The 10617-nt window shown below is 42.8% G+C and carries 11 protein-coding genes and 1 pseudogene; all 12 read left to right on the forward strand.

The window, feature by feature from the left end:
* The first annotated feature begins 63 nt into the window (after window positions 1-63).
* The 12 genes and pseudogenes from COY37_RS12070 (at window position 64) to COY37_RS08325 (ending at window position 10250) form a co-directional block, all read left to right on the forward strand.
* Complete coding sequence (locus COY37_RS12070; protein WP_286977181.1) at window positions 64-771, forward strand: P-loop NTPase family protein; 708 nt, start codon at window positions 64-66, stop codon at window positions 769-771.
* 359 nt (window positions 772-1130) lie between these two features.
* Window positions 1131-1838 carry a hypothetical protein gene (locus COY37_RS08285; RefSeq protein WP_286977183.1) on the forward strand — a complete coding sequence of 236 codons (708 nt, stop codon included), beginning with the start codon at window positions 1131-1133 and terminating at the stop codon, window positions 1836-1838.
* Between the two features lie 49 nt (window positions 1839-1887).
* Entirely contained in the window at window positions 1888-2958 is a 1071-nt protein-coding gene (locus COY37_RS08290) for a HEPN domain-containing protein (protein ID WP_286977185.1), read from the forward strand.
* Between the two features lie 230 nt (window positions 2959-3188).
* Window positions 3189-3398 (forward strand): annotated as a pseudogene (locus COY37_RS11915) (PaeR7I family type II restriction endonuclease); the annotation flags it as partial.
* A 380-nt stretch (window positions 3399-3778) separates the two neighbouring features.
* Window positions 3779-4165 (forward strand): hypothetical protein, encoded by a 387-nt coding sequence (locus COY37_RS08295; protein ID WP_286977186.1) that lies wholly within the window; start codon window positions 3779-3781, stop codon window positions 4163-4165.
* A gap of 49 nt (window positions 4166-4214) precedes the next feature.
* Window positions 4215-4442: a DUF2188 domain-containing protein gene (locus COY37_RS11920; protein ID WP_353682965.1), complete on the forward strand. Its 228-nt coding sequence runs from the start codon at window positions 4215-4217 to the stop codon at window positions 4440-4442.
* 11 nt (window positions 4443-4453) lie between these two features.
* The gene (locus tag COY37_RS08300) at window positions 4454-5575 is read left to right on the forward strand and encodes a nucleotidyltransferase domain-containing protein (protein ID WP_286977187.1); all 1122 of its coding nucleotides are present in this window, start codon (window positions 4454-4456) and stop codon (window positions 5573-5575) included.
* A gap of 46 nt (window positions 5576-5621) precedes the next feature.
* Window positions 5622-6056: a type II CBASS E2 protein gene (locus COY37_RS08305; RefSeq protein WP_286977190.1), complete on the forward strand. Its 435-nt coding sequence runs from the start codon at window positions 5622-5624 to the stop codon at window positions 6054-6056.
* A complete protein-coding gene (locus tag COY37_RS08310; protein ID WP_286977193.1) occupies window positions 6025-7155 on the forward strand; it encodes an HNH endonuclease in 1131 nt (376 codons plus the stop codon). The genes COY37_RS08305 and COY37_RS08310 overlap by 32 nt, the downstream gene beginning before the upstream one ends.
* Before the next feature lie 14 nt (window positions 7156-7169).
* Window positions 7170-8711, forward strand: coding sequence for a nucleotidyltransferase (locus COY37_RS08315; RefSeq protein WP_286977196.1), 1542 nt, complete (start codon window positions 7170-7172; stop codon window positions 8709-8711).
* 95 nt (window positions 8712-8806) lie between these two features.
* Entirely contained in the window at window positions 8807-9688 is an 882-nt protein-coding gene (locus tag COY37_RS08320; RefSeq protein ID WP_286977199.1) for an SMODS domain-containing nucleotidyltransferase, read from the forward strand.
* On the forward strand, window positions 9666-10250 hold the full coding sequence (locus COY37_RS08325; RefSeq protein ID WP_286977200.1) for an SLATT domain-containing protein: 585 nt from the start codon (window positions 9666-9668) through the stop codon (window positions 10248-10250). Before COY37_RS08320 ends, COY37_RS08325 begins: the two co-directional genes overlap by 23 nt.
* Window positions 10251-10617: the final 367 nt, after the last annotated feature.

Here is a 10617-nt window from a genome sequence, read left to right on the forward strand (position 1 = left end):
TGATTTCGTCCACTTGTTAATCATGGAATTATCCGGCGTCGCTTCGCTCCGAAAGTGGACGGAATGAATCGGAATCAGTGGTCGGAATCGGCGGAATACACAAACGTTGACTTCAAGGCAAATATAGTTTTTGACTCGAAGCAGTTCGTAGAAGTTGGTGACGATATTCTGAATAGCAAGAGCGTCGCTGTGAGCCAAATTGAGCAGGTATCGAAATACCTGGATGGCTTGGTTGGCACAGCAGATTTAAAGCAGGTAGATCAATACATAGATGATGTATTGAAATTCAAAGACGCTATGAAGAAAAAGAGGACAAGTCAAATCTTTTATGACTGGGTTTTTGGAAGCTATTTCTCATTGATTACAGATATTCTATTTGACGGGGTTCATATCGACAAGCTCTCTATGGGTCAAAAAGGGACGGTGTTGCTAAAGATATTCCTGGCCGAGGGAGACTCTCCTCTAATAATTGATCAGCCTGAAGAGAACCTTGACAACGATTTCGTCTACAAAGCGTTAGTCGATGCTTTTAGGGAAGCTAAGAAGAAAAGGCAAATTATAATCGCAACACATAATGCAAATCTTGTCGTAAACACAGATGCTGAGCAGGTTATTATATCAACCTTTAAGGATGGTAAGATAACCTACAGGTCTGGCTCAATAGAGAATTTGGAGATCAGAAAAGACATCACCGGTTTTCTTGAAGGCGGCGACGAAGCATTCAAGAGAAGAGAGATGAAATATAATATTAAGAGTTTAATTGCTCAATAACTAATTGCTGTAACTTAAAAATATGCCTTCCCAAAATAAATAAAGAACATAGGAAAGCATCTAGTATTTGGCATAGTTTGATGCCTGTTCGGTGTTCAGGCGTTTCTTCAGATTCATACCGCAGACACCCCGTTTTTTTAAAGCATTCCTTGGCAAACCTATTCCTGTAAATATTGTGGCTGAAAAAATCATAGTAGGGTTACATTTCTTGAGTTAGAAAAAGTCCGAAAATGGAAAATATCTTGTGGAATATTCGTACGACATATTAACGCTACCCATCATATATGTTGTGATCATCACCTGAAGGGGTGATGAGGCAAACATTTATACATGCTATATAAAGTAGAGGAGAATTAATTATGAGCACATATCATCTAGCTACCGATGGCGATGATTTTGAAAAACATTACTGGGACGAGTTTATTAAGGATAGATTCCCAAGCTATGAAGCCTTTTGGCAGAAATCCGTCGCTCCTTTAACAAATAGGCCCAAGGACATTCACTTTAAAACCAATCCAGAATTGGCTTCTATAAGTAAAGGGCCTCAAGATATCTGTATAGCACAGCTTCACTATACTGCCCTTCGACATCTAGCAAGAGCATATGAGATGTTTAATTTGCCTCGTTGTAATCTAGACATCTTGACAGAAGGAATGGCTAGAATTACTGGTGCTCTCGATGTAGCCTTTGAACTCTTGGAGCGATATAAAAATCCAACAAGCTACGATCCGTGGCTAGAAAAGAGAGATGCTAGTACTGGAAGATTAGGGGGCAATGAGGCTAGAAGACAATGGCAAGATGCGAACGGGTATCCCTTGCAACATTTAAGGAATTATAGAAATCATTTAATCCACGGTCGCTTAACGCCAGGTCTAATAGGCACTGATTTTTATGTTCCAAAAATCGGAACTGAAAGCAAATACTTTGATTGGCGATTAATTACTGACCAAAACAATAATCCAGGCCTCAATACAAATGATTTATCACCCGCCTGTGGTGTTTTAAGAGGGGCCTGGGATGAAACTCTTGATTATCTAGAAAGTAGCTGGCGAAGCAATTTGTTATAGGCCAGTAAAGACTGCAAATGGATATGGCGACTTAGTTTGAGGGGTAGCTATGCAAAAGTATGGCTTTGTTTTTACATTTCAGTTAGCAAATAACTTTTTCCTAGAGTTTCCAGATGCTGAAATCAGGATACCTCAGCCAGACGGTAAATACTTGTTTATCTCCATCCTGGGCAGAAATCCCAACACAAACCGTCAAGAACTTAGATTAAACGGAAAGTCGTTCAACACAGCAGAGGAGGCATATGGGTACGCGAAGAATGTGACCATCGCTCTTATACTGTGCTGTGCGCGACTCCATGCAGGCATAGATTTAGTCGCTAATATGCCGCCATTTAAATCATACAACAAAGAAGAGAATGCCAAAGATGCATATAGAATCAATATTTCAGAAATCGAAGACAAACAAGATCTTGAGCGAATTCATGCTGCGGGTTGCGAGGAAGGAATTATCCAACGGGTTTTCGAAAGCGGACATATAGTTGTTTATGAGTCAGGTATTCCAACGTTTTATACGCCTGGTTGGCATGTGAGACCAATTCATGGTTCTGCGAATGATAAGAAGTTCGGCATCGAGCTAAATCATGCATTTAGTATGAATGCTAGTATTTCTGATAAAGAAGCGCTAGCATTTGATCTTTACTTCACATCGCACTTTGAAGATTCAACACAAGCTCGTTTCTTAATACTAACGACAGCTATTGAGAGCATACTTGAACAGAAAGAGGCACCTCGAAAAACAATCCAGTTTATAGAGCAGCTCAAGGATTTAAGCGATAAATCAGATTTAGGTTTGGAGCAGATTGCAAGTTTGAAGAATGGACTCGGCAGGTTAAAGCGTGAATCAATAAAACAAACCGGCAGACGCTTAGCAAGTGAGCGTCTAAAGGATCAGAGATATGATGAAAAAAGTGCTAGTAACTTTTTTGCCTACTGCTACGACATCCGAAGCCAGCTCGTTCATAATGGTAAGGCGGATGACAGAAACGATCTAGGACGCCTAGTATATGAGCTTGATAGATTTGTAAGCGATTTGCTACTTTCCGGTATTGAGCCAAAATACCGCTCGATTAGCACAGAGACTAGAGAGTTTGAGGCATCTTCTGGAGATGACCAGTTATAGGATCAGGAGACACCCTTGACTTATTAGACTTAGCATAACCTCATCTCAGAGATATATCTCACCAACTTTTCCAACAACTCAAGGTTTGAATAATGTCCCCGGAGGACAGGACGACCCCACTTTAGCCCTTGTGAAAATGGCTTTCACAAGAGCTTTTTTTATTTCTGCCTATTGTTATGGGGTATCGTTACGGCTTGATGAGCTTAGAATTTTATTAACCCCATTTTCCGGCTGATCCAGAATTTAAAGATGTATCGTGCCAAAAGAGGATCGCAATTATGTGCAGGCGTTTCCTTATCCAGCGTCTTTATAATACGGCATGGTTTGTGACAGGGAAGCCCGAGGCAACAATCGAAGGCGTTAATGAGCCTGATCACGAACTGACCTTTGCAAAGTTTGCTGCTGCAATACAAGGCAGGGTAGGGGAGATATTGGCTTAAGAATGACTTTTTCAGAAGATGCAAAATCAAGATACTGTCTTAAGGTTCTCTGCATTTTGGCTGTTTGAAATCCTTAACTAAATCCTCCGATAAGTCTGCAAAGCTCTTCTTCCCCTTTGGCAAGATCAGCAATAACCCCTTTGTCAGTCTAAGACCAATGTCAATGTGACATAGTATATATAGAGACACATTGTTAGTTGTGTGAGATTTCAGCGTAAATAACAATGACATGACTAACAACAATACTAGTTGATAGTAGCAAAAAACGCAAAATATAGCAGGCAAATTAAACAGGTTGACGAATTACAAAATACCCCTTGATTCCAGAAGATAATAGAGTATAATTCGTAAGTAGAAAATTGAACGATTGGAGATAAACAATGCCGTATAATTTTAAGAAGTTTGAAGGACGTAATGCACGTCTAGAAAGTAGAATAACTATAACTAAATCAAATTCCATTGGTTTTCCCACTAAGTTCTACGTGGATAACAAGATTAAGGATTACAAATATGTAATATTATTCTGGGATGAGCAAAATCAGGCAATCGGCGTACATTTCACTAATGATGAAGAGAATAGGCATGAGAAAGATCGCTTCTCAGTTATCCATAGTAATAAGAATTATGGTGGGAGTGTAGTGACAAGAAGTTTTTTTAAGGCAAATAATATCGATCTAGAAAAATATCATGGAAAGTATGACTGGAAAATAGTCGACCTTGAAGATTACGGCCATCTTTATGTTATAGAACTAAAAGAGGGTAAATAAGGTCTTATATTGACAACCAATAATAACATAATCGACAGGAGATGCAGCAATGGGCAGAAATCAACATGTAGTACCTCGTGGTGATGGTTGGGCGGTACGCGGAGAGAGAAATACACGCGATACCTCGCATCATGGCACTCAACAACAAGCAATTGATGCGGCAAGGCAGGTCGCAAGGAACCAAGGCTCTGAACTATTAATTCATGGGCAAAACGGACAAATACGCGCGCGGGATAGCTATGGCAACGATCCTTGTCCGCCTAGGGACAATCGGTAGAGGAGCCGCGTATGTATGCTACCGACCCCTTTATCAACGAACTGGATGACCTTCTTGCCGGGATCTGCTTAAAGCTCCAGATTACCCCAACCCAGCATAAATTAGCAGAAGATAGATATATATCGGTTAGCAAATGGCTCTCCGACAAGAGCAGCCATTTTTATATCGCAAATTCCGATATATACCCTCAAGGGTCTCTAAGGTTAGGCACTACGGTTAAGCCCCTAGTCAACCAAGAGTACGACCTCGATTTAGTTTGTGAAATGGGGCTTGATTGGAATAACTTCGATCCAATCCAAGTGCTGGATGCAGTTGAATCAAGATTAAAAGAAAACGATAGCTATAGTAAAATCCTAGAGCGCAAGAACCGTTGCCTCAGGCTAAACTATGCCAATGAATTTCATATGGATGTTCTTCCAGCTGCTCCTGACACTGTTCGCAATCATGGTTGCATAAAAGTACCTGACAGAAAAGCTGAGGAATGGAAAGAAAGCAACCCAAAAGGTTATGCTGAGTGGTTCGAGAGACAAGCCAATCAGTTCGGCGAGGTTCTTGCAAAGGCAAAAGTCGAGCCGCTACCAGACCCCGAAGATCCAAGAGGTAAGTCAACCTTAAAATACATCGTCCAGCTTCTTAAGCGATCAAGGGACGTAGCTTTTGAGAACGATGAAGAGGTGGCACCTATAAGCATCGTGCTTACAACCTTAGCGGGTATGTATTACAGGGGAATACTTTCGATTAACGAGGCGTTTGCATATACCCTTCACAGCTTAACTAACGAGATTTCTGCCAATGATACCAGGATTGTCGTTCGCAATCCGGCAAATCAAGACGAAGACCTCAGTGAGCGCTGGGATAATAATCATAAGGCCTATAATGAGTTTGTAAAGTGGGTCAATGAATTATCGGATACATGGAAAAAACTCAACATTGTAAGAGGTCCTGAACTGGTAAAAATGCTTCAGGAGTTATTTGGCGAAAAGGTTACTAACGACGTCATAAAGGAACGAGCTGAGATTATATCAAGAGCGCGCAAAGAGGATTCACTTGGCATTACAAAAAGCGGGCTGTTAACAACAAGTTTAGCTAGCGGAATTACTCAGGTAAGGCCGAATAATTTCTATGGCGATTAAACATTTCCGACGTCCGGCAATTAAGATAGCCCAACAGGTGCTATCGATGGAAAACCGATACCCCGACTTCCAATGTGATTGGAAGCGAAATATGGCGATTTGGACAGGATATTTGCGCCCAACGGACATAAGCGATAATTACTTAGTCAAGTTTCAGTATGCAAAGTCAGAGTTTCCAAAGGTATGGGTGCTATCGCCTCAGCTGAGAAAAAGGGAAGGCGAAAAGCGAATACCACATACATATAAACATGATCGCCTTTGTTTGTTTTATCCTCGAGCACGTGAATGGTCCAGCGATATGTTAATTGCAGACACAATAATACCGTGGACCTCGCTATGGCTTTTCTATTACGAGATATGGTACACGACAGGTGAATGGTTGGGTGATGGCATTCATCCTACAAAAGAGGATAATGATTTTCGCGATATTTTAAACGAAGGGAATTCTAATGTCGGTGACAAGCGTTCCAGAAAAGGTTAGGACGCGGCTATGGGGCAAAGCTGCTGGCAGGTGCCAGTATGAGGGTTGCAATAAGCCACTTTGGATAGATGAGCTTACTAAGTTTGAATTCAATCAATCTTACGTAGCTCATATCATTGCTGATAAACCCGGTGGCCCACGTGGGGACACAGAACTCTCTGAGCTGCTAAAAGCCGATATTTCCAACTTGATGCTCATGTGTGACACGCATCATCGTCTTATTGATAAGGAAGACATTGCTGGCCATCCCCCCGAACTACTTCGGGAGATGAAGCGGAAGCATGAAGACCGCATCGAACTGCTAACAGATTTTAAGGAGGAAAAACAAAGCCACGTACTTTTATATGGCGCAAATATCGGGGAACATTCCGCCTATGCGAGCCTAGCAAAGGCAGCTCATGCTATGTTGCCAGAGCGATTTCCCGCAGAAAAGCCAGCCTTTGAGCTGAGTCTAAATAATAGTCTTTTTCAAGATCATGAAGAAGAATTTTGGGGCATGGAGCGAGAGAATCTCCGTAGGCAGTTTATTCAACGCGTGCAACCAAGGCTAGCTCAAGGGGATATCTCTCATCTATCAATCTTTGCGCTTGCTCCACAAGCCTTGCTTATAGAGCTAGGTAGGCTTCTTTCGGATATTCCTGCTGCCGACGTTTATCAACTTCACCGGGAGCCGTCAAATTGGAGATGGCAGGACAGCCCAGAGGATTTCGAGTACATTATTAAGCAACCATCGGCAGTTCAGTCTGGCGCAGTTGCCGTGAATCTATCGCTAAGTGCAACTATTAATGATTCACGTATCACTAGCGTGCTTGGCGATGACACGTCTATTTGGACAGTCACCATAAGAGAACCTAACAACGATTTCATGAAGAGTCGAGAGCAACTATCCCAGTTTCGCAAAGTGTTCCGTCGTTTATTGGACGAGATTAAGGCGCAGCGTGGACGAGATGCTGTATTGCACGTTTTCCCAGCTGCGCCGGTTTCTGTTGCTGTAGAAATGGGACGGGTTTGGATGCCGAAAGCCGATTTGCCAATGCGCATCTATGATGAGAATCGTGATAAGGGTGGCTTTAAGGAAGCCCTTGATATTCCGGGTTAAATGGGAGGGCTATAATGCCGTCAGTGTTAAAAAACCAACTCAGCAGTTTGCTACAATATCTTTCAGAATCACTGGATGTTCCGGAGAGCCGATATAAGGAAGCGGAAGAGCGATATCAGGGAATTGGCAGGTGGCTCTGCCGTAACGAATCAACGGCAGCTACGTTTAGGCCCGAGATATATCCACAGGGTTCCTTTCGACTTGGCACTGTTATCAAGCCAATCTCAGAGAACGAAGAGTACGATATCGACCTTGTTTGTGAACTCGCTCTTTCAAAGGATCAGCTTTCTCAAAAGCAATTAAAAGATTTGGTTGGACATGAAATCAAGGCGTATGCTCTAGCCAGAAATATGGCCTCACTTCCTGAAGAAGGAAGGCGTTGCTGGACATTGAATTACGCAGATGGTGCCCAATTTCATATGGATATCCTCCCGGCGATACCAGATGGCGAGGCATTCCGCAGGCTACTTAAGTTTAGCGGAATTACCGGGGATGACTATACCGACAAAGCTATCGCTATCACGGACAACACAGTACCTAATTATGGAAATATTGATGACGATTGGCCACAAAGCAATCCAAAAGGCTATGCCGAGTGGTTTAAAGACCGAATGAAAACCCAATTTGATTTTAGACGCGAACTTCTTGCCAAATCAATTAAGGCGAAGGTAGAAGATATTCCTGATTACCGCGTTAAGACGCCACTCCAACGAGCGGTCCAAATACTTAAACGTCACCGGGATATCATGTTTGCCGAAGACCAGGATAATAAGCCGATTTCTATCATAATTACCACATTAGCTGCTCACGCTTATGAGAATGAGGCTGATTTGCTTGATGCTCTGGGCAATATCGTAGATAAGATGCCGGGATTCATTCAGTGGCATAATGGTATTGCGTGGGTACCAAACCCTGTAAACCCGCTTGAGAACTTTGCGGATATGTGGGCCGAGCACCCCGAACGTGAACAAAACTTTCGGCGATGGTTGCAGCAAGTTCATGTGGACATAAATGAGGCCTTGCAGAAAGAAACTATTCAGTCTGCAGGTAGATCGCTTGAGAAAAGATTTGGCAATCGTCCAGTAAGCGAAGCCCTACAAAATCTTCCGCATGAATTCGACTCAGTTCACGGCCTTATGGCTGGAAGTGCCAAATCACCTAGCCGGTTCACCGTCGCTCACCGGCACCAGCCTCGATGGCCAATTCAGCTCAAAAGCTTTGTCAAAATCAAGGGTCATGTTAAACAAAATGATACCTGGTATGAGTTTAGTAGCGATACCACACCTTTACCTAAGCACTGCGACCTATGGTATGAGGCTGAAACAGACGTGCCTCGTCCATTCGATGTTTATTGGCAGATAGTGAATACAGGTACAGAAGCCGAGCGCTCTAACGGGCTACGGGGAGAGATTCTGCCCGCAAGAACAGCAGGTAGAGGTGGGCTCACTCAATATGAATCCACGCTCTACACAGGTATGCATTGGATTGAATGCTTTATCGTCAAGAATGGCATCTGTGTTGCTCGAAGTGGAGAGTTTGTCGTCAATATTGAATAGGTGCCGATCGAAAAGAACTACAACGGCGACGATCTCTGATGTAAGATCGCATTTCTATGTTGTAGAAACCGTTGGTTTAGATAGGGGAGATCGGAGTGGGGTTAGCAGATTGGTTTAGCATGTTCTGTTCCAATATCCAAGCAAAAGATGGCGGAACAATATCAACCCGTTACAAGAATATTACAAAGCGACTAAACACAGATTTTTGGAGTACCGACTCTAATACTTCACATGGCTTATACGTGGGATCGTATGGTAGAAACACAGCAATTCAAGGGTTCAGCGACCTTGATATAATCTTTCAGCTACCATACAAGATGTATGAGCAATATTACAATTACACAGGTAACGGCCAATCAGCACTTCTACAGACTGTAAGGATGTCGATCTCAAAAACTTACTCTACTACAAGCATTAGAGCGGATGGACAAGTCATCGTCGTTCCTTTTACCGATGGGATATCCTTCGAAGTTGTGCCCGCCTTCGTTAACACGGATGATAGTTTTACATATCCGAACGCTAACAATGGTGGCAGTTGGTGCGTGACGAATCCAAAACCAGAAATTAAGGCGATAAGAGATATAAACGCATCCTGTAACTATAACCTTGTGCCACTGTGCCGCATGATGAGAGCCTGGAAAAATAGATGGAACGTACCTATAGGGGGCCTGTTAACAGACACCCTGGCATATCAATTCATTGCCAACTGGGAGTATCGAGATAAGTCATACTTTTACTACGATTATATGTGCCGCGATTTCTTTGATTTTATGGCCAATCAAGACAAGGACCAAGCGTATTGGAGAGCTCCAGGTAGCGGTCAATATGTCTATGGTAAAGGGCTTTTTCAGTATAAGGCAAAGCAATGCTACAACCTTGCGGTAGCAGCTATCAAACACGAGCAGGCTACTCCAAAACAAGAATGGTCTGCGAAACAAAAATGGAGAGAGATCTTTGGAGCATCATTTCCAGACTAACGATTCTCCGGAATCTAGGCGAATACTCGAAGGTCAACTTCGAGAGTGTTTTGGGCGGGTTGTTTATTCCCACAAGACACAGGAGAAGTGCGCCGACATACTTCTCTTGCGCCTTGCAAGAATCAAGGTGTCGCAGATAGCACTGTCCGCTATCACTACAGCGGGGTTCATTGCGGCTGTATTTGGTGCTGGCAAACTCGGTGCCACGCTAGGCATCCTTGTTTCGACTACCCTGCTCGCCCTGAATGCATATACAAAAGATTATGATCTCGGCGAGCTGGCACAAAAACATAAGCAGGCAGCCAATGATCTATGGCTAATAAGAGAAAAGTATCTATCTCTGATTACAGATTTGGTGATGGGTGAAAAACCCCTAGAAACACTGCAGACAGAAAGGGACATATTACTTGACGAGCTTCATTCTGTCTATGGTGGCGTTCCAAGCACCATCTCCAAAGCATACAAAAAGGCTCAAGAAGCACTGAAAACTTCTGAGGATATGACATTTTCTGAGGAAGAGATCGATGCTTTCCTCCCAAAGGAATTAAAAAGAGCCAAATAGCCATCGACAATGTTTACCACAATGCTGCTATAGCGTTATTGCGTCATCGCAGCAGTATGGTGGCGAGCCGAAAATGAGGTTTTGTGCTGCTTAAAACGCTCTCGATTTTTTCCGTAAATTCTGATATTATATCAACGCAGCTCAGAGACGTATTTTGTGAGCTTCTCCAGTAGATCAAAGTTTGAATAATGTCCTGTCAGGACGACCAGAGAATGACCTCAAGAAAATGTCTTGGCAAAGGCATTTTCTGCTATTAGGAGTAATTACCCCCGAAAGGATTTGAACTCTCTTGTTAAATTTCCTGTTTGGCTATTGATGCAATATGCAACCACTGGGCAATTAGAAAAGAGAGAAAGATCTACATATT

This window comes from Candidatus Aquicultor secundus, from assembly GCF_002791875.1.
Classification (GTDB): domain Bacteria; phylum Actinomycetota; class Aquicultoria; order Aquicultorales; family Aquicultoraceae; genus Aquicultor_A; species Aquicultor_A secundus.

Bases quoted from the DNA above. Each gene is read 5' to 3' on its own strand.
- COY37_RS08305 (WP_286977190.1), top strand. From the start codon at position 5,622: ATGGAAAACCGATACCCCGACTTCCAATGTGATTGGAAGCGAAATATG.
- COY37_RS08310 (WP_286977193.1), top strand. From the start codon at position 6,025: ATGTCGGTGACAAGCGTTCCAGAAAAGGTTAGGACGCGGCTATGGGGC.
- COY37_RS08295 (WP_286977186.1), top strand. From the start codon at position 3,779: ATGCCGTATAATTTTAAGAAGTTTGAAGGACGTAATGCACGTCTAGAA.
- COY37_RS08290 (WP_286977185.1), top strand. From the start codon at position 1,888: ATGCAAAAGTATGGCTTTGTTTTTACATTTCAGTTAGCAAATAACTTT.
- COY37_RS08315 (WP_286977196.1), top strand. From the start codon at position 7,170: ATGCCGTCAGTGTTAAAAAACCAACTCAGCAGTTTGCTACAATATCTT.
- COY37_RS08285 (WP_286977183.1), top strand. From the start codon at position 1,131: ATGAGCACATATCATCTAGCTACCGATGGCGATGATTTTGAAAAACAT.
- COY37_RS08300 (WP_286977187.1), top strand. From the start codon at position 4,454: ATGTATGCTACCGACCCCTTTATCAACGAACTGGATGACCTTCTTGCC.
- COY37_RS12070 (WP_286977181.1), top strand. From the start codon at position 64: ATGAATCGGAATCAGTGGTCGGAATCGGCGGAATACACAAACGTTGAC.
- COY37_RS11920 (WP_353682965.1), top strand. From the start codon at position 4,215: ATGGGCAGAAATCAACATGTAGTACCTCGTGGTGATGGTTGGGCGGTA.